The sequence below is a fragment of the Frankia sp. AgB32 genome (genome assembly GCF_023243045.1).
Taxonomy (GTDB): domain Bacteria; phylum Actinomycetota; class Actinomycetes; order Frankiales; family Frankiaceae; genus Frankia.
In genome coordinates, this window is sequence record NZ_JALKFX010000026.1 from 49095 (window position 1) to 69018 (window position 19924).

Annotated in this window: 7 protein-coding genes; 2 read left to right on the forward strand and 5 right to left on the reverse strand. The window is 70.3% G+C overall.

Translation table 11 applies throughout. The annotated features are described in order from the left end of the window. Positions 1 to 334: 334 nt before the first annotated feature. The gene (locus MXD60_RS10620; protein WP_248818853.1) at positions 335 to 1075 is read left to right on the forward strand and encodes a DUF2786 domain-containing protein; all 741 of its coding nucleotides are present in this window, start codon (positions 335 to 337) and stop codon (positions 1073 to 1075) included. Between the two features lie 319 nt (positions 1076 to 1394). On the opposite strand, the gene MXD60_RS10625 is transcribed toward MXD60_RS10620, so the two are convergent. Next, complete coding sequence (locus MXD60_RS10625) at positions 1395 to 1655, reverse strand: frankia-40 domain-containing protein (RefSeq protein WP_248818854.1); 261 nt, start codon at positions 1653 to 1655, stop codon at positions 1395 to 1397. A gap of 151 nt (positions 1656 to 1806) precedes the next feature. On the opposite strand from MXD60_RS10625, the gene MXD60_RS10630 reads away from it, so the two are divergent. Further along, the gene (locus MXD60_RS10630; protein WP_248818855.1) at positions 1807 to 2001 is read left to right on the forward strand and encodes a helix-turn-helix transcriptional regulator; all 195 of its coding nucleotides are present in this window, start codon (positions 1807 to 1809) and stop codon (positions 1999 to 2001) included. A gap of 197 nt (positions 2002 to 2198) precedes the next feature. On the opposite strand, the gene MXD60_RS10635 is transcribed toward MXD60_RS10630, so the two are convergent. The 4 genes from MXD60_RS10635 to MXD60_RS10650 are packed head-to-tail and all read right to left on the reverse strand — an operon-like array spanning position 2199 to position 19877. Further along, positions 2199 to 4496 carry a UvrD-helicase domain-containing protein gene (locus MXD60_RS10635; RefSeq protein ID WP_248818856.1) on the reverse strand — a complete coding sequence of 766 codons (2298 nt, stop codon included), beginning with the start codon at positions 4494 to 4496 and terminating at the stop codon, positions 2199 to 2201. After that, on the reverse strand, positions 4493 to 11221 hold the full coding sequence (locus MXD60_RS10640) for a DEAD/DEAH box helicase (RefSeq protein ID WP_248818857.1): 6729 nt from the start codon (positions 11219 to 11221) through the stop codon (positions 4493 to 4495). Before MXD60_RS10640 ends, MXD60_RS10635 begins: the two co-directional genes overlap by 4 nt. Continuing rightward, complete coding sequence (locus MXD60_RS10645; protein WP_248818858.1) at positions 11218 to 16734, reverse strand: hypothetical protein; 5517 nt, start codon at positions 16732 to 16734, stop codon at positions 11218 to 11220. The genes MXD60_RS10640 and MXD60_RS10645 overlap by 4 nt, the downstream gene beginning before the upstream one ends. After that, positions 16731 to 19877, reverse strand: coding sequence for an SNF2-related protein (locus MXD60_RS10650; protein ID WP_248818859.1), 3147 nt, complete (start codon positions 19875 to 19877; stop codon positions 16731 to 16733). Before MXD60_RS10650 ends, MXD60_RS10645 begins: the two co-directional genes overlap by 4 nt. Positions 19878 to 19924 lie beyond the last annotated feature (47 nt).

Genomic DNA, 19924 nt, shown 5'->3' on the forward strand with positions numbered 1-19924 from the left:
CCGGCCCACAGCCCGCTATCAGACCGATCTTGGTACGAAGGGCGGATCGGCATGGCGTCGCTGCGCGACACCCAGGATCACACCGCCCCGCCCACGACCGACTCCAGCACGACGCACATCGAGGTCCAACCAAAGCCAGGAGAAGGAGAATTACCGCAGGCGCCTTCTAAAGCTATCCGACCAATCAACAAAAGGAGCCACCCCGAAACGGCGACAGAAAAGCCGAGGAAATCCGGAAGAAAAACTCGCACTCCACGGTCAACCGGCGCGTCTATTTTGTAGAATTGTAGTGTGGCCGGGGAAACGGAATTCCAACATCGGACAGGGGCGGGTCATGCAACCAGATGACGCACTCGACAAGGTTCGCAAGCTTCTGGCCACAGCCGAATCCGACGGCCTCACCGACGAGGCGCGTGAAAGCTACAACCTCAAAGCCGCCGAACTCATCGCCCGTTACGGCATCGACCGCGCCCGCCTCGAGGCCCGCCAGGAACAACCAGCCACGGCCAGCGACATACGGATCACCGTTGACGCACCCTACGCATTGGACAAGCTCGACCTGCTCTGCTCCATCGCCCGTCCCCTCGGCTGCCGGATCGTGTCCAGCAAGAGCACCAAGCCTGGACGCCCGGGTCAGGAGGCCCACCTGTTCGGGATGGCCGCCGATCTCGACCGCACCCAGGTCCTGTTCACCTCACTGCTCGTCCAGGCCACCTTCGGCCTCGCCGCCGCCCGCGTCCCCACCTACGAAGACCCACGCGCGTTCCGCCGCTCCTGGCTCCTCGGCTTCTCCGCCGCCGTCCACAAACGACTGACCGCAACCGAGGCTGCCGCCAGAGCACGCGCGGCCGACGAGGACGCCACCCACACCGGCCTGTCCACCGCACTCGTCCTCGCCGACCGCGCCACCCTCGTACAACGCCACCTCACCACCACCTACCCCCACCTGCGCAAGGGCCGATCCCGCCAGCTCACCGGCTCCGGCGGCCGAGACGGCTACCGCGCCGGCGAACGCGCCGACCTCGGCGGCACCCGCCTCACCCCAAACCAACGCCGAGCCGCCCTCAGCAGCTAACCTCCTCAGCCCCAACGGCCGGCGCTGCCCACCCACGCAGCGCCGGCCATTCCGCATGCCCGAACTCACCCAAACAAGCAGCGCTACCTCACACGCGCACGCCGGCCAGGAGACCACCCCCGCGTTCCCAGCGGAATCCTGGAGCCGAACGGAACGGCAGCCCGCATCACCAAACTCCGACGGCACATATGGAGCTTGCGCTACGCGCAAGCTCCCAGGATCCTCAATCGACCCGTGCGATACGCAAACACGCCGCGGCGACGCGCCCGAAAAGGCGCTCGGGCTGACCGACCGCGCGGCCAGCCCGAGCATCAGACGATCAACGGGCGGCCGGAAGTCGCCGGCCTCCTCTAGGCGGCTCCCGGAAGACCAGAGTCACCTCGACATCGCCGAAGTGCTCGGCGAAGAAGGCGTCCGCCGGCAGCGTCGCCAGCGCCGCCGACACCTGCCCCACCGTCGCGTGTGGATCAACCGTCAGCCCATGATCCACGACGGGCGCGTGGGCGATCGTCGCCACGTGAACGGACTGGGACGAGAGAGACGGACCACCGATCGGATCAGGGATCGGAGCATGATTCATGATCTACGGCCTCCTGGTAGCCAGAGTCCGCCGCCGACCGCCGCGGCCGGCGGGACCATCAGCGACGCACGCCACCTCGACGTGGTCGTCAATTGACAACCATCCCCCTTCACTCGAAGGTTGTCAATTGACAACTCCCTATGATCGCCTTGTGGCACCGCCGGTGATGGGAACCCGCGAGGTCGCCGACCGCCTCGGCGTTTCCCGCCAGTACGTCCTCCGGCTGCTCCGCGACGACCCCACGTTCCCCCGCCCGATCGCCGAACTGTCCGCCGGCCTGATCTGGAACACCGACGACATCGAGTCCTACGCCAACCGACGCGAGCGGCGACGCCCAGACACCTGACCATCGCTCGACTCATTGCGGGCAATGGTCACGGCATCCACCTCACGATGGTCAGCACGCAAGAGGGTCAGGCCACCGGATCAAGGAATGGATCGGCGAAGCCGACCGAAACGGAGCCAATCAGCGCCCTACGACGCGGTCGGCTCAGCCTGACCGATGCGCGGTGTGGGTGACGGGGCGCAGATGGGTGACCAGTGTCACTGGTGCCGTTCCGCGTTTCCGTCGGTCGGGATCAGCGGACTGCGGGGGCCGTTCCAGCTGAGGGCGAGGGTATCGCGAGCCCGGGTGGCGGCAACGAAAAGCAGCGCCTGCGCCTTGCGGAGCTCCTGGGCGTAACGCACTGGGTCCCCGGCGGCGAAACGGTGGATGGCGGTGCGGGGGATGACGCCGTCGGTGACGGCGACGATAGCCAGGTTCTGGTATTCGAGGCCTTTGAACCGGTGCATGGTGCCGACGTGGATCTGGCCGTCGCCCCGCGGGCCGTCCTTGGTGAGTTCGACGCAGGTGAGGCCTTCAGCGGTCAGGTGGTCGATGGTGCGGCCGACGAGATTGCGGTCGGCGACGCAGACGGCGATCCGTCCGGCCGGGTCCACCGCTGCCTGGCCCTTGGCGGTGGACAGTTGAGTGCGCCAGTCGATCAGGGTCTTGGCCAGCTCCTCGAGTTCCTTGTCCCAGGTCGGGTACCCGTCGACGGTGGGTCGACGACCGTGCAGGACGGAGCGGTAGCCGGCGAGGGTGTCGGTGCCGTCGTCGAGATCGTCGTAGGCGCCGCGGCCGGTCGCCACGATGCGCAGCGCCCAGGCGAGGATCTCCCGGGTGGTGCGGTAGCTGAGGGTCAGCCGGCTGGAACGGCCGCGGATGTTGATGCCGAGCGGTCCGAGGGTCACGTGGTGGTCGTAGATGCGCTGGTGGGTGTCGCCCGCGATGAACAGATCGTTCGGGCCAGGGGGGACCATCGCGCGCAGCATCTTCCAGTGGGCGGCGCGGAGATCCTGGGCTTCGTCGACGATGACGTGCCGGTAGCGGTAGGTGCGGTTGCCGCGGCCGGAGCTGTCGTCCGCCACGCGTTCCTGGATGCGGCGGGCGCGGTCGTTCTCGTAGCGGGCGGCGCGTTCGGCGGCCTGCCCCCAGGTTTCGATCCCGAGCTTGTCGAGCCGGGCGGTGAGCTGTTCGACGAGTTTCCAGATCCGGTTGCGGTCGAGCCGGGTGAGGGCTCGGCCGCGGCCGGCCCGGCGGACCTGGAAGTACTCGGCGCGCGTGGTAACGGCCTGGCCCAGGATGACCTGTTCCCATTCGTCGAACAGGAAGTCGGCGTCCCAGGCGGTTTCGCCAAGTTCAGCGAGGAGCTGGCGGAGTTCAGTGAGTGCCGCCTGGTCGCTGACGCGCCGCTTGCGATGGTGGGCTGAGGTGTTCTCACCAAGAACACGGGCGGCGAGCTGGTCGATGTGGGTGACGTCGACGCACGCCAGATCGGCCGGGTCGTTCAGCAGGGAGGCGAGCCTCATCCGCAGGTCGCTGGCCAGGTTCGCCGTGTAGGTGGTGAGCAGGATCGATTTCCCTGCGCCGGGTGGGAGCTGACCGATGAGGTGCTTGACCCGGTGCAGGGCGACGATCGTCTTGCCGGTACCGGGGCCGCCGGAGACCCGGGCGGGGCCGCGGTAGTTCGCGTGGGCGACACGGGCCTGGGCGGGGTGGAGGAACACCTTCCAGGCCCGGAAGTCGCCTTCTTCGATGGCGGAGCGGACCTCGTCGTCGACGGTGGTGACCTGGGTACGGTTGAGGGCGGCGGCCATGTCGTCGAGGTCGGGCCGTACCTCGAGGCGGACGTGCGCGGTGATCTCGGCACGGACCTCATCGGGAGTCATGCCCGCTGCCAGGGCGTAGAGGACGTCCTTGGACAGCGCAGGGGCGCTGTCCAGAAGGATGTCGAGCTCGGTGTCTGTGGTGACGGCGAGGGCAAGCGGAATGAGCGGCTCGGCGACCCCGAGGTCAAGCAGCTGGTCAGGGACGTATCCGGCGAGCAGCGCTGGGGCGGGTTCTGGTTCGACCGGAAGCGCCGGCTGGTCCGGCTCTGGCACGCCACCAGGGCTGGGGGCGGGTTCCGGCTCCCGGACTGGCGTGAGGGTGATGCCCGCGCGGCGCAGGGCGCTGTCACCGACGACGGACAGGTCGACGAACTCGATTTCGCCGGTAATGCGGTTGATCGCGACCTGGAGCTGTTCGTAAACGTGCTTGCGGTCACGGATGGCGATCAGAAGCCAGCTCTGGGTGCCGTCGGGGTCCACGCCGGCCGGGGTGAGCAGCGCGCGGAAGTCGCCAGTGACCTTGGCCCGGTAGATCCGACCGTCGCCCTTGAGCGGCCTGAGGTCGAGGCCGGGCTGGTCGGGGTTGTTCCGGAAGGTATGGCAGAAGTCGTAGAACCGGGCCTTGATCCGGCCATCGAGCCGATAGACCTCCTCTTCGGCTTTGCGATAGAGGCTGATCCGGGCCTTCATCGAGTGGCGCCTTCCTGCCGGGGGCCTTCCTGGCCGGGGCCGAGAAGCGTGCGCAGCTCGGTGAGGTGTTCCAGCCAGCCGGCGGCGGTACGGATGGTCCAGCCTGCGGCGGCATAGGCGGCGTCGCGCCGCTCCCCTTCGTCGTCCCCGTCGCGGTGAGCGGGAACCACTGCGACCCGGTGGCCTTCCCAGCCGAGGTCGGCCTGCCAGCGGCTGGCCCCCAGTTCGTAGCCGGGAACCGGGACAGGCACGCCCCCGCGGGCCAGGATCTCGGTGAGTTGGCGCAGTTCGGGGACGTCGTCCTCCTGAAGCTCCCTGATTTCTTCCCAGGCCGCGTCGAGCGGCCCCTCGCTGGTCGCCGCATCGGCGGCCCGACTCGTCTGGATCATCGGCGCGGACGGCGGCGCGATCGTGGGCGCCGCCTCGACTGCCAAGGCGGCCGGCGGCGTGCGGTCGAGCGAGTCGAGCTCACCGGCGCCACCGCACACGGCGAGTACCTCGACGGGGAAGTCGGCGGCAGTGCTGGTGGCGAGCTGCACACCGTCGCCGCCATTGGCGGTGAGGAACTGGGTGAGGTTGGTCCAGTACAGCCAGGCCCGCCACCGCTGGCGGTGACCGTTCTCGTCCAGGGCCACCGAGCTGTCGTCGAGGACGGCGACGGCGGACCAGCGCGGCGTGGCCGGCTCGGCGGCGTCGAGCGTGACGAGGATCAGCAGGCCGTTGCCGTCGCGGCTCCGGAAGAGGAACCAGTCCCCGGCCGGCCCAGGCCGGCCGGGCGCGGCCGGGCGCGGCGTAGCACCGCCCAGCTCACGCAGCTCACGGCGCAGCGCAGCGGCGAGCGAGTCGGGCTGGGCCGCGCTGACGAGCTGCTCGGTCCCGGGCGTGGGAAGAAGGCCGGCGACCAGCGCGCCTGCCAGCCGCGACCACCTGACCCGGTCCGGTTCCCGCAGATAGGCGATCAGACTGCTGATCGGGTTGGTGAACACGTGCGGCGCGAGCTGAGCGCGCTGGCCGCCGAACTGCTCGTAGGACTCCCGGGCGATCTGCTGGGCTCGCCCGTCGTAGGGCGGCCAGACCGGAACGCCGGGACGCTGCTCGAACAGGTCGACGTCGTCCCAGGTGATCTGGAAGACGGCCGCGCCGTCCGCGCGCAACCGGGTCCGGGCGGCGGCGTCGGGGGCGATGCGGTTGTGGTCGGCGGTGGCGTGGAAGCGGAAGCCTTCCAGGTAGACGTGGACCTTCTGGCTGGGCCCGTCGACCCGGGTGAAGGTGAAGTCGGCGCGGGTGCCGGCCAGCTGGTTCTGGGCGGTCAGCCGCCAGTGGACGAGGTCCTGGCCGGTGGTGAAACGCAGGTGGCCGCTGGCGTGGCCGTCCTCGTCCAGCGCGACGCCGTCGGAGATCCGCGCCCAGGTCCGTAGCGTGGCGAGGAAGCGGGCTTCCAGATCCGACTCGACCTGGCCGTCCAGGCCGACGTCGCCGGTGTTCGCGACGGCCGCGACCGTCCAGCCGTCCTCGCCGTCCTCGTCGAACAGCAGCGTTTCCAGCATGGCCTGCGCGGTCTGGCGGGAGACGACGTCCTGCTGGCGTTCGGGGGTGTAGCGGTGCAGGCAGCGGTGGCAGGCCCGGCGCTGCTCCTCGGCGCACGGGCAGGCCCCCAGCGCCTCGTAGGCGGCGCGCAGGGTGTCGCGCATCGCCTCCGGCGTGACGAGCCGGTCGAGGTAGCCGGTGCCGCCGGGCAGGGAGTCGAACAGCACCAGATACCAGCGCCGCTCCCCTGTGCCCGGGTCCGGCATCGAGGCCAGGGTCGTGTCCAGGTGCTGCGGATCACCGCCGAAGTGCAGGTCGACACCCATCCGCAGGGCGGCGCGGAATGACCACACCCGGGTGTCGACGTCGGCGGTGGCGGCCGGCAGCAGGATCCGCAGCGCTTCGGTGCGCAGCCGGTGGGCCAGCAGCACCGGCTCCTGGGTGACGCCGCTGTCGCGTTTCCCGCGGCGCAGGGGGCACCAGGGGCGATGGTGCTTCAGCGCCGGGTGGCGCGCCGCCGAGGAGCTGAGCGCGTCCGGGTCGTGGTCGAACACCGGCCGGCCGTCGGCGGTCGCCGCCCCGCAGCCGGTACACACATGGAAGGGAGCGATCCGGACCCGGTGGCCGGCGAAGTGGTCGTGGGACCGGGCATCGAACCGCAGGGGGCCGACGTTGATGCGTCCGATCATCGCGGTGCGGCAGTGGTCAAGGCCGAAGGCGGCGCGGGTGTGGCGCCAGGAGCCGGGCTCGAGCGCGTCGAGGGGGAAGTCGACGGCGTCGATCTCGGTGTAGAAGCGCTGGTCACGTTCGTCGCGGTCGTCGCTGATCCGGGCGTCCTCCTGCTTGTCGCGGGAGGTGACGGTGACCGGCTCGATCACCTGGAACAGGCAGGACCCGTCGTCGGCGATGTGATCGGTGTGGCAGCGGGGGCAGGGCGAGCGGTCGGCGGCGGCGTTCTCGGTCCGCACATAGCCGCAGCCGGGGCAGAACCGCCAGGTCTGCCAGTCCCGCCGACCGTCAGTGGTGATCTCCAGGCCGGTGATCTCGTGGCGGTAGCCGTTCACGTAGAAGCTGTTGCCCGGGGCCAGCTCGGACAGCGCAAGCCGGCGCGGCCGCTCGTAGGACACTGTCTTCGAGCTGTACCGGGGCCGGCCGGTCGCCGGGTCGACGCCGTCCTGGCCGTACAGAGTGGCCGACAGGGTGGTGGTCGTGTCGATCAGCGCGTAGTTCGGCAGCAGGCCCAGGTCGCACAGCGCGCTCTGTGCCGGCGTGTCCCCGACCTCGAGCAGCCGTCGGCTCACCCCGCGACGCTCGGCGTCCAGTTCTGCCCTCTGTTCGGCCTGCTCCGGGTTGGAGTCGTGCAGTTCGCCGGATGCGTCGTCGATCGCCCGCAGCCGGGCTCGCAGCCCGTCCTCGGTCCTACGCCACTGTCGTTCGGCCTGTTCGACTGCGCTGCGCAGGCCGCCGGTGGCGTAGGCCCGCAGTTCCGTCTGGGCCTGGTCGCTGACGCCGGTCGGGAACAGGGCGAGGAACCCTCCGACCAGCTCCTCGCCGGAGGCGAGCGCGGACGCAACGAGGTCGACCAGATAACCCGACGGGCCGAACAACGTCGGCGCGCGGCGGGGCAGGGCGCGCAGCACCACCCCGTCGGGCCGGGTCAGCCGGCCGGCGGCGGCCAGGTCCAGCAGGTGCGCCAGGTACTGGCGCCGAAGGATCTCCACCGCGGACAGGTAGCAGCCCGGCGGCACGATCTGCCCCGAGATCATGTCCTTGGGCCGGTCGAGGAAATACAGGTCGCGGCGTCGCCGGTCCAGGACGGTCAGCAGGAAGGCGTTGCCGGTGCGCCGCCCGGCCCGGCCGACCTGTTGGGCGTAGTTCGCCGGCCGGCGGGGCAGCGCGCCGAGCACCACCGTGGAGAGATCCCCGACGTCGATGCCGAGCTCCAGCGTCGGCGTGCACGACAGCACGTTCGGGTCCTTGAACCCGGTGCCGTCGCGGAACGCCTTCTCGACCAGCTCCCGCTGGCGCCGGGTCAGCATCCCGGTGTGCTCGGCGGTAATCACCTGGTAGGGGCCGGCGGTCCGGTAGAGGCGGCGGTAGTAGTCCTGCGTGAAGTCGCGGTCGCGGTGGTGGCGGCCAAGTCGCTCGGGCTGGTCGCCGGCGGCCAGCTGCCGGTTGCGGCACCGGTAGGACGGGCACGGCGCGTCACGCCACTCCTCCAGCAGCGACGGGTGCACCGTCTGCTCCCAGAAGCAGACCGGGCAGCGGACGAACGCGGCCCTCACCTCCTCGTCGGTCAGCAGCTCCGCCTCGATGATCCCCGGTGACAGCCCGTAGAGCCGGGCGGTGGTGTCCCGCGGGGTGTGCGATGCCAGCAGGCCGGCGCCGACCAACGCGGGCAGCAGCGTCGCCCAGAACTCCGGGGCCAGCTCGCGCGGCAGTTCCAGGCAGCGGCCCGCCCACCGCTCGTACCAGGACAGCCGGCCGGCGGCGACGTCGAACTCGCTGCCCGGCTTCGGCTGGGCCAGCAGGAACAGCGGCGCGGCGATCCCGCCCGGGAACGCCCGCATGCCCAGTGGACGGCCGCCCCACACCCGGTACCGGTTCGTCCCCGCCTCGTCGAGATAGCCGGCCAGCCACTGGTGGGCGACCGCCCCCCGGGTCCGCAGCCGTTCCAGCGCGACCCGCAGCAGCGCGAGATACCGCGCATCGTCCTGTTCGACGATCGGTAGCGTCGGCCGACCCAGGTCCTCGTGGGCCTTCCGGACCAACGCGGCCGCGCCGGCCGGATCGCTGACCCGGACGTGCGCCGCCGCCGTCCGGGTCAGCTCCAGGGTCCGGCCGTTACGGGAGCGGAACCCGAACTCCATCAGGGTGTCGAACGCCAGCCGCTGCCCGATCAGCTCCCAGGTGGCCCGGTCACCGCCCCGGCCCGACAGCAGCTTCTCCACACCCCGCAGGCCGTGCAGGTCCGGCGGCACCACCGCCGCCAGCGTCCGGCGCTCGGCGGGCGCCTCGACAACGGCGGTGATGACGTCGGCGATCAGGTCGTTGAGCGGGGTCGGCCGGTCCTCGCGGAGCTGGTCGGCCAGCAGCGCGCGCAGCGAGAACGTGAACGAACGGTTCGCGACGAACCCGGCCCGATGCGCGGCGTCCTGGACCGAGTCGTTGAACATCAGCGTCTTGTCCTCGCCCAGCTCCCGCTCCAGCTCGCCGGAGGTGAACAGCTGGGTGATCGCGGCGGCGGCGATTGCCGCCGGGCCCGTCCCGAGGAACCGGATCGCGTTGCGCTCGCCGCACGCCGGGCACCAGTCCTCCCGGGCCGCCGTGTTCGCGGTCGGGCCCACCTGGGCCAGGACGAACGCCGCGTCTCGCGCGGTCAGCCGGGGCTGGCCGGTCGCCGGGTCGTAGTCGTCGCGCAGGATCGGCGCCCGCAGCCGGTTACGCGCCGGGTCCAGCACCAGCAGCGCGCCGCCCACACCCGGCCCGGAGGGCGCTCCACGCCGGGCGCCGGGACGATTCGTCCCCACCCACTCCAGGGCCTCCTGGTCGGTGGCCGCGATCAGGTTACGGACCCGGATCTTGTCCGCCCCCGCCGCCGCCCGACGGATCTTGAAACCATCGAACTCGACGGCCTCGTCGTCGCTCTCCGGGGAGAACGCCGCCCAGCCCGACCGGCCGCAGGCCCGGCAGTACACCGCCGGCAGGAACAGGTTCGCCGCCGGCCCGCCGGTCGTGGTCGCCGCCGGCAGCATCCGGCCGCCGTCCGGCGCCGCTGTGTCCGCCGCGCCGGCGACAGCCCAGCGGAACTCCGCCCGCGGCCACGGCAGCACCCCCCGCAGCACCCGGCTCACCGACCGGGCCCACTGGTGCACCTCGACGTGGACGAACGGCCGCGGGGTCCGCTCCCCCCGCGACGTCGGGTCGTGGGCATAGGACAGCAACGCGACGAACCGCGCCAGCGCCTCGGCAGCCTTCTCCGGTCGCCGCGTGATGGCCTCCGACCAGCCTGACGCCCCGGCCCGCCACATCATGTCCAGGATCTCCGGGCCGGTCTTCACCTCCCCGTCGAGCGCGATCATGACCGCCCGGGTAAACAGGTGAACCCGCAGCCGCTCGCCGAGCCGGAACCGGTCGGGGTCCCGCGCACCGGTGACCGCCTCGATCAGCTCCAGCGGCGGCTCCGGGTCGCCCGCCGGGTCGGGCAGCGCGAGCAGCTCGTCCGGCGTCGGGAGCGGCAGCTGCTTCAGGTTCCCCATCGGGACGAACGCGTCGACCGACAGCAGCCGCTCGCCGATGACCGCGTCCGCGGTGAACTCGGTGCCGAACACCTGCCCGGCCACGTCCAGCAGGTCACGCCGGCCTGCCTGCCCGGCCGACGACAGCGTCGCCGACGTCGCCACCGGGCAGATGTCGCCCAGCGGCCGGCCCGGCCTGGAGGCGCCGACCGCCGACGCGAGCCGGCGCAGCAGCATCGCGGCGTCGGTGCCCTGTGCCCCGTCGTAGGTGTGGAACTCGTCCACCACCACATAGCGCACGTCGGCGTCCGCCCACAGCCGCACGTCGTCCGACCGCTGCAACAACAGGTCCAACATCTTGTAGTTCGTGATCAGGATGTCCGGCGGGGACAGCTGCATGTCCGACCGTCGGGTCAGCACCCGGGCGTAGGTCACCGCGGCCCGGTCCCCGATGTACAGGCCGGCCCGGACCTGGCCCAGTTCCGCCTCGTTCGCGACCAGCAACTCGTTGAGCCGGTTCGCCTGGTCCGTCGCCAGCGCGTTCATCGGGTAAAGCAGGACCGCCTTCACCCCGGCCTGGCCGGCGGCCCGCATCCGGCGACAGTGGTCCAACACCGGATACAGGAACGACTCCGTCTTCCCCGACCCGGTGCCCGTCGTCACCAACGTCGGCTGCGGGACATGGCCATGCGCCGACGACAGCCGGGCGAACGCCGCCGCCTGATGGGCATACGGCGTGAAGCCGGACCGGTGCCACTCCAGGTGCCGCTCCCAGCCCGGATCGGCCATCAGGAACGGCGTCCGCACCCGCAGGAACGGGCCGCGGAACATGCCCGACGTCTCATCGCCCAGGAACCGGTGCAGCGCCTCCCGCGCGCCCTCGTCCGCCAACGCGTAGGTGGTCGACAGGTACTGCAGCAGGCTTTCCCTCAGCCCGCGCGCCTCGAGCGTCGGCCTCATCGCGACGGCACCTCCCGCCGCCGCGGGTCCCACTTGCCTTGGGCCACCGCGTCGTCCAGCCTGCGCTGGAACACGGCATGTGCCTCCCGCATCTCCTTCTCCCGGTCGGCCTTGTGGAACGGCGCTGTGAAGCCCTCCGGCGCGTCGGTGGGAGCCTCGGTCGCGCGGTACTTCTCGAACTGCGCCCAGCTCTCCTTCTGCTGCCGCTGACCGAACGTCCGCGCCTCTTTCGCGATCTTCCATCCGTCCGCGTCGAACCACGTCACGGCCTCGTACTTCTGCAGCACCGGGAACCGGCCCCGGTAGGCCGCGATCAACGCGTCCGCGCTCATCCCCAGCCACACCGCCACCAGCGCATCGATCTCCACCAACGCCGACCGGCGCGCCCGCTCCGTCCGCAGCGGCGTCTCCCGCCGCCAGTCCGGCGCCACCTCGCCGAGGTCAGGCAGGCCCGGCCAGTCCCGCGCCCACCCCTCCCCCTGCGGCCAGCTCGGGTCATACACCTCGGTCCACAGGTCGGCGTAGGCGCTGGTCAGGCAGTTGAGCCGGAGCGTCCGCAACAGCAACGCCGATGCCAACGGATGCTCACGATCAGGTGCCGGCGTGGCCTTCGCACCCGCAACTTGTAGATCACTTCGGCCGGTCGCGCGGAGGAAGTAGTCGACCGGGAGAGAAGCCCAGAAGCCCGCGACCAGCACCGTCTGCCGCACCTCGGGCATGGCAAGGCTGTGTACCCCGTGGACGTGCGTGGGACCTGGCGGTATGAGCGCGCCGTACAGCGCCCGCTCTGTGTTGGGAGCCACCTGCCGACGCCAGGCCAGGCGATAGAAGTGGGTGTACGGCCGGCGGGCCAGCATTCTCAGCTGGGTCTCGACGAGCTGATCAACTTCCCGTTCCGTGAGGTCGCGGGACAACGCTACGGAATCGCGCATGCGTGCGACCCGTTCGGCGTCGGCCCGTAGTCGGGCCAACTCGGCATGATCCACCCAACGCTCCCGGTCGCGGGCCGCCTCGAACGCGGCTCGGTTCGATTCCACCGCGACGTAGGGCGTGTCGGGCACGAAGTCGGCCTCCAACGAGACCAGATCCCTGCCGTGGGGATCGTTGCTGTTGGCGTCGTACCGTTTGAAGACCGCATTGGCCGCGCCGAACTGCACTCCCTTGAAGACGACACCGTCCCAGGTGGATGGCTGGACGCGCGCACGGTTGTGATCGATCAGGGAGGCTTCCTTCGCTCCTGTCTCGTTGAAACCGCTGGAAATCTGCGGCGCGAAAGCATCAAGCCGGAGCGGATAGCGGGAAAGTGCCGCGATAGCGTCCGCCTCGTTTGTGCTGACCGGGAACAGCAGGCGCGCCCGTGCGGCCGGCGCCGAAGCCCCGTCCAGCAGACGCCGCCAGACCTTCAGCATGTCCGGCGTCACATGGACCACACGCGCGCGGTGCGGACGTTCATCGAACTCGGCGTTGCGGTAGCGGATCCCGGGAACGTCGCCGGAGCCGTCGTGGTTCTGGGAATGGCGCAACGCGTCGGCCGAGACCAGCCAGGACAGGTGGTCGAAGCCGATCTCCCCGGGCGGCCCGTAGATGTGGACGCCGAAGTGAGTGGTGTGGCCGACGGGCTCCGGGAAGAATCGTTGCCCCGCGTTCACGAAGTCGCCGTGCACACGCAGCCGCCGGTACGCGGCCTCGCGCAGCGCCCCCTCATTGTCCCCGACGAAGTGGGTGTCCGTGTGGAGCATGCCGACGGTGCCGGCGGGCGTGGCATGTGCCCATGTCTGGGACATGAACGCCCGGTAGAGGTCAGGCTGGGTTCCCGCCAGCAGGGGGTAGATTTGCGGCGAGCTGAGGTAGGTGACCTGGGCACTAACCTTCGTGATCTCGTCGAGGAAGTACCGCTGCACGTCCGCTGCGGCGAGGAGGTCCTGGCGGCGTCGCGACCGCGTGGCCTCGGACGGCTTTTCCTCCAGCTCGAACCATGGCTCAAACTCGGCCAGTACAGCGTTCTCGTCCCAGCTGGGCCGATACCAGGGGGGGTTGCCGACCTGGAGGTCGAACCCGCCCCGGTGAGCGAACACGTGGGCGAACTCGAGCTCCCAGTGCAGGAATCCCTCCCGGGTGGCGATGTCCTGGACGACATGCAGCCAGGGGAAGCGCTCCTGCGGGTCACCCTGGTCCATGCCCATATAGCTGGGCAGGGAGGCTTCGTAGGACTTCAGCTCGTCCAACGTCTGGATGGAGCTGACCAGCGTGCCATCGGGAATGTCGGTACTGCCCAGCATGCCCTCCAGGAAGTCCAGCCAGTCGTCGAGTTCCCGCAGAGGCACGACCCGCCGACGCGGTCGACGCTTGGACTTGGGGGTACTGGATTTCGTGCCCGCGGCCGCAGCTTCAACGACCTCCTTGAGGATCGCGGGGCTGCCCGCAGCCACAGATGTGGCAGCGTCGCGCACCTGCCCCGGAGTGGCTTTGGTCGTCGAAGAAGCGTTGCCGGCGCCCGCTTCACCAGTGCCCGCCGCACCGTCGGTCTCGTCAGCTTCCCCGAAGGCAAACGTGACCAGCGTGTGCGCGGGCCCGGCGGATTTCCCGGGCACCGGCACGGTGAGCAGCCGGACCAGGCTCTCGGCGGTCACCTCCTCCCGCTGATACACCGATGCCTCACCCGAGAGCAGGTCGACCTGGTCGAGGGGCCAGAACCAGAGGGCGCACCAGGCGTCCATCACCTGCTTCAGCCGCCAGTAGGGCGTGCCGGCGGCGTGGAAGAGATCCTCGAGGACCTGCTCCTTCGGCACGGCCTGTTCGGGACGGCGCAGCTGGTCGGGTGCGGCGCCCCAGACGTCGATGCGGCGCGAGATGTCCCGTTCGGAGATCTCCATCCGTCTGATGGCCACGGACCAGAGGAACTCGACTCGGCGGGCGGCGTCACGCAGCCGGGTGAACTGCGACACCGTCTCTGTCCTGGGCTCACCCTTCTTTGTGCGCTTCGGCGAGCCGTCCTTGTTCAGATGGCTGGTATTGCGCTTGGGGCGCCGCAGGACCTGCCTCTTCCAGGCGCCCAGGCCGGCGACCCGCTGCTCCGCCAGGGGTTTGGCCTCATGGGCCTCCTTCCCGCTGGCGATGGCGGCCCAGCCGGGGCTGGGCAGCAGAAACTGGTGGATGGCGTCGGCTGGGAACGGCTGTGGGTTGGCGCTGGGCTGGAACGGCAGCGATGTCGGGGCGAGGCCGCCTTTGGCCTTCAGCCAGGCCTTCGCCGGGGACGTGACGTCCTCGGCGGAGTAGATGGCACGGCGGGCGCCGATGAGGGAGTTGCCGCGGCGCAGGTGCAGGCCGAACCAGGGCGCCCGCATGCCGGGGTGCATCGTGTTCAGCCACAGTGACACCTCGGCCAGTTCGATGCCGGCGGGGTTCAGGTCGACGCCGTAGGCGTTGTGCAGCGCGATGTAGGCCTTGACCCGTTGCTTCTCGGCGAGCAGTTCCGACGTCGGGATCGTCTGGCCGCGCTCCTCCTGAACGCGGCGGAGGTACTCCTCCGCGACCTGGTTGATCGCCTCGTTGAGGAACGCGCCCGACCCCAGCGCGGGCTCGCAGATCGTGAACGTCAGCAGGTCGATGGCGCGGGTGTCCCGGTCGATCCGGTGCTTCAGCGCCAGCTCGACGGTGACCTTCGTCAGTGACTCGGGCGTGTAGTAGGCGGCGGTCGTCTCGCGGTCCCGGCCGGACAGCCGGTAGGCGAACGTCCCCGGCTCGTGGACAACCGGGCCGCGCAGGCCGTCGCGGGCGTCGATGACGTCGTGGTGGACGATCGCGCCCGGGGGATACTCGGCCTGCCGGCGGGCCGGGATCAGCCAGGTGCCCTGCTCGCCCTTGCCGCTCTTTCGGACCTCGTTGAGCTGCTCGTCGGCGATGGTGCCGGTGTAGGAGATCAGGCCCTCGTAGACGGCGCCGAGCTGGTTGATGCCCAGGTTTCGATAGGAGATGAAGCCGCCCCGCTCCCGGCGCCGTCCGCCGGCTGGTGCCGGTCCGTCCCTGCGGGCCCCACCGGGCTCCTTCATCGTCAGCAGCCGTAACACCTTGTGCAGGGAAGCGTTGCGGGGCCGCAGATCCAGCGGCCGCGGGCTATCCTCGTCGCCGCGCGGGTCGGGCACGCCGTCCCGGATCAACCGGATGGCGGCCGGCTCGAACAGTTCGCTGCGCAGCGGCTCGAAACGCAGCCCGCGGTCCTCGCCGCGGTGGTTCGCTTTCTCGGCCCGGGTCGCCTCATCGTCACCGGGCCGGTCGTCGTCGGGTTCGGTGCCATAGGCCCGATGGCCCTCGTTGACCTTGCGGAAGAGCAGGTCGAGGGACAGGAAGAGGTGGAAGCCCGCAGCAGTCTCGGGTTCGACCAGCATCTGCTCGCGGGCGACCAGCTCACGCAGCCGGGTCATCGAATAGCCGGCCTCGTAGGCGCGGTCGTCGGCTGGGACGATGCCGAGTTCGGGGCGGGCCTCGGCGAACAGCAGAAAGATGACCCGGTACAGGTAGCGCAGGCATTCCCGGGTCAGTTCCTGCGCGAACGGCATCCGGGGGCTTTCCAGGTCCGCCGGGGTGACGCCGGCCTGGCCCATCCGCGCGAGCACCTCGTTGGCCAGGATCTCAACGGACTTCTTCAGGCCGTTCCGCAGGTCCTGGGAGACGCCGACCGCGTTCGTGCTGGACGCGGTCAGCAGGGCGTCGATCGCCGGGGTGGTGCCGCCCGCACCCGGGCGCAGCATCTCCCAGCTGAACAGCGCGGCGAGGGTGGCCAGCTCGCCTTGCTGGGTCCGGTCGTTGCGCTCAAGCGCGAGGTCGAGGTTCGCGGCCAGGTAACGGCCCTCATACCAGGTACGCCGGTCGGCCAGGATGAGCACCCCGCCGTGCAGGAGGAGCACGAACCGGGGGCTGGGCCCACCCGGGCCGCCCAGCTCGGCCTGGAACAGCCATCCGGCCAGTGCGGAGCCGGTCTCGTACCGCTCGGAACCGCTTACCCGCAGCGGGGCGAGCAGCCGGGCTGCGACATCGCCTGGATCGATGGCCGCATCCGGGTCCGGAGCCCAGCCGCAGTCCACGGCGACGATGCCGTCCCCGTGGAACGCCACCGCGACGGTGTGCTCGCGGCCAGCCCGGTGCACCGTCAGCTCGGCAGGCGCGACGTCGTAGCCGAGCGCGCGCAGCACATCCTGGTGCCATTCCGTCAGGCGCTTGAGCCATGTCTGGTCCTCGGCCAGAGCGGCGGCGAACCTGGTGTCGCCGACGGTACGGGCGTCCGCGGCCCGGGCGGCGGTGGCAGCCAAGTACTCCCGGGTTTCCTCGCTGAAGTAGTCAGCGCGCAGGGCGCGTAGCTCGTGGCGCGGGGTCGGTCGAGGGTCATACTCGTCGCCTTCGCGTCGAGCCCAGGTGCTGAACAGGCCCTTACGCAGGTCCTCGCCGAGCTTTTCGGCCACGTAGTAGGCCGACAGGTACTCGCCGCGGTTGATGAGCGAGTCGAAGATCCGGCTCATCGGTCACCCCCGGCGGGGGCCGCGGCTTGACCGTTGCGTGGCTCGAGGACGGCGAGCACGCGCAGCATCGGCCGGCCGGCCGTCTCCAGCGAGTCCGTCAGCTTCCGGAGCCGCTGCGCCGTATCGTCGATCTTGTCTCGGGTTTTCGAGCGGCCGGTGGGCACGGACACGAACAGTGCGAGCTGCCGGTCCTTCCACCGGTCGATCTGGGCCCGGTAGGGTGCCAGGGTCTCGGTGATCTGGCCGTCATACCGGGCCCTGGCCGCCTCGAGAAACCGCTCCGCCTCGTCGACGGCTGCCGGGATGTGCCGGGTGAGGCCCGGCAGGTCCAGCGGCGTCGCGCGGCCGGGCATCCGGGGACCGAAGCCGTAGGTGTCCAGCAGCTGCTGGGTGAGCCGCTCCGTGCGGGGTTGGTCGGGTAGGCCGGTGACGGCCATCCATTCGACGATGGTGGGGCGGCCCAGCGCGTTGGAGTAGATGCCCTGGATGAGGAACACCGGCTCGTCGACGTTCGCGGCGAGAACGGGGGCCTGATTGCGTCCGACCTGGACCAGCACGTTGTCGGTGACCCAGTCGAGGACCGGATGGATGTCGGTCAGGAAGGAGACCGACGGCCACTGCGACGTCGACGTCTCCCGGGCCGCCTTCAGCCGGGCCTCGGCCAGTTCCGTGGAGAACGTCACCCGGACCCGGCCCTGCTCTCCCTTCCCGCGCTTCTCACCCCTCTCGTCCCTCTCCGAGACCGGCAGGATGCGCTGGTCGGCCAGATAGGACTGGGGCAGCGCGCGGAGCCGGTGGACCAGCTCGGGGGGCGGCTCGAACGCGATCGTGCCGTCCTCCTCCCGGCGCAGCGCCAGCCCGACCTCGGGACTCGGCTCGCAGATCTGGCGCAGAGCCTCCTCGAAGTAGTGTTGGGTCGCGGTCATCGGCGGAAGCGCACCGTCCGACCGGACTGGCGGGAAAACGGTCAGCGGTGTCGCGCGGGGCACCTCTGGGCGGGTCTGGATGGAGTTGACCTGGCCCAGCAGACGGGCCATGAAGTCCCGCCCGCCCTGGCCGGACTGCGTCATCGACTGCTCCACGGTGCGGCCGGCGACCAGGTCCCGGATCAGCCTGCTCTCTTCCTCTTCGGCCCTGAACAGGCCGGTCACCGCCTCCGCGGAGCCCTCGATCCGGTGCGCCTGCTCCTCTCGGCGCAGCAGCTTCTCGCCGACCAGCCGGTCGTCGAGTGTGCGGGCGGCACCGGTGTCCGGGTCAGTCCGCCAGGGGGCGTCACTGGTCAGCAGCAGGGCTGCGACCTGGGGCGGCTTCCGCTGGCCGTAACGGTCGATCCGGCCGTTACGCTGCGCGATCCGGATCAGCGACCAGGGCAGGTCGTAGTGGACCAGATGGTGGCACTGCTGGTGCAGGTTCACGCCCTCGGAGGCGACGTCGCCGGTGAACAGCAGACGCACCGGGTCGTCGCGCAGACCGAACCGCTCGATCAGGATGCGCTGCTCCTCGTCCGAGTTGACGTCCTTGTGCATCACCTCGACCGCGCCACCGAACGCCTTCCACGGCCGTTTCCTGTCTCTCTCGTCGAGGCGGCCGGGAGTGAAGCCCAGGCGGGCTGGAACGGTCTCGGCCAGCCAGTTCAGCGTCGGGATGCTCTCGGAGAACACCACCACCCGCACATCCGATTCGGGCCCGACTTCTAACGTCACCAGTCGGGCTACCAGGGCGTGCAGCTTCGAGGAATCCTCGTCTTCGATCCGCCCAGCCAGCTCACGCAGCCGGACCAGGGCTTCCCGCTCCGCCTCGCGCACGGATGTGCGCTCGGGCGTAGCGGTCGCCGCCCCCAGCTTCACGGTCTCCAGCCGTTTCCTGATCGTGGAGAGCAGGGCGCGGTGGGAGGACAGGAAGGCCTTCAGCAGGGTGTAGGGGAACAGCGGCGTCGCGCTCCACGCCGGCACCGACGCGTCGGTGGGCAGCCAGCGGGCCCGCAACTCGGCCAGCACCGCCTCCTCCGCCGGGCCCGCCGGCAGCGCGACAGTCAGCGGGGGCAGCCGGTCAGCCCACTCATCCACCAGCCCCTCGCGCACCTCGGCGGAGGTCTTCGTGCGCCGGATATAGAGGTGACCCAGGTCGTTGACGTCGTACTCGGCCGGGTTCGCGATCGCGGCCTCGTCGAGCATCCTGATCAGCTCGGCGAACGAGCGGGCGTCACCGTTGTGCGGCGTCGCCGACGCGAGCGCCAGCGCGTCGGTCCTGCTCGACAGCAGCCGGGCCAGGGCGTTGCTCTGGGTGCCCCGGTTGATCAGGTTGTGCGACTCGTCGATGACGACCGCGTCCCAGTCCGACTGCTCCAGGTGCGGCGCGTAGGTCGGGTCCTTCAACGTGTCGACCGAGATGATCACACGTTTGAAGTAGGCGAACGGGTTGCGGCCGGCCGGGATCTCCTGCTGCATCCGCTGAATGCCGAGTGAGTCCAGGCGCACCAGTGGCAGGCCGAACCGGGTCCACAGCTCGCGCTGGAACTGCTCCAGGATGCTCTTCGGCGTCACCACCAGGATCCGCTCGCCCCGGCCTCGCCGGACCAGCTCCGCCAGCAAGATGCCGATCTCCAACGTCTTCCCCAAACCCACCGCATCGGCGATAAGCAGGCGCGGCTGTGGGTTTTGCATCGACAGCGCCAGCTCGGCCGGGCGTAGCTGGTAGGTCTTCTGGTCCATCAGGAACCCGTCGATCAAGGCCAGACCGTGCTCTGTCTGCGGCAGGAACGTCTTGCGGATCACCGCTTCCAGGAACAGCCGACCCCGGCGATGGTTCGGCGAGCCGTCCGCCGCCAACACGGTCTTCCGAGGATCAAGAACCTGGATCTTGTCGGGCTTCTCCAACTCCTCGAAGAACACCGCGTCCATGCCCCGCACGAAAGGCGAGACGCCGGTGACCTCGAGCATCCAGCCGTCCCGGGCCGTGCGATGCACGCTGCGCACAAGCCACAGCTCGTCGCGGAGCAGGACCTGGCTGCCAGGCGGGAAACCCGCCGTCTCCTCCGCACCCGAGGCGGCCGGATCGGCAAGTTCCGCCGGGGTCGTCTCGAGGCCCCCGACCACCGCCCAGGGTTCGCCACCCGTGACACTGGCCGGCACGCTCACAGCCACCCCGTCCTCCCCGCATTTCCACCGCCCCGCCCAGCCCAGCCGCCGCG

What these genes read in the sequence shown, in the direction of transcription:
- MXD60_RS10635 (WP_248818856.1), bottom strand. Translation starts at nt 4,496, where the DNA reads ATGAAGGCCCGGATCAGCCTCTATCGCAAAGCCGAAGAGGAGGTCTAT.
- MXD60_RS10645 (WP_248818858.1), bottom strand. Translation starts at nt 16,734, where the DNA reads ATGAGCCGGATCTTCGACTCGCTCATCAACCGCGGCGAGTACCTGTCG.
- MXD60_RS10640 (WP_248818857.1), bottom strand. Translation starts at nt 11,221, where the DNA reads ATGAGGCCGACGCTCGAGGCGCGCGGGCTGAGGGAAAGCCTGCTGCAG.
- MXD60_RS10625 (WP_248818854.1), bottom strand. Translation starts at nt 1,655, where the DNA reads ATGAATCATGCTCCGATCCCTGATCCGATCGGTGGTCCGTCTCTCTCG.
- MXD60_RS10620 (WP_248818853.1), top strand. Translation starts at nt 335, where the DNA reads ATGCAACCAGATGACGCACTCGACAAGGTTCGCAAGCTTCTGGCCACA.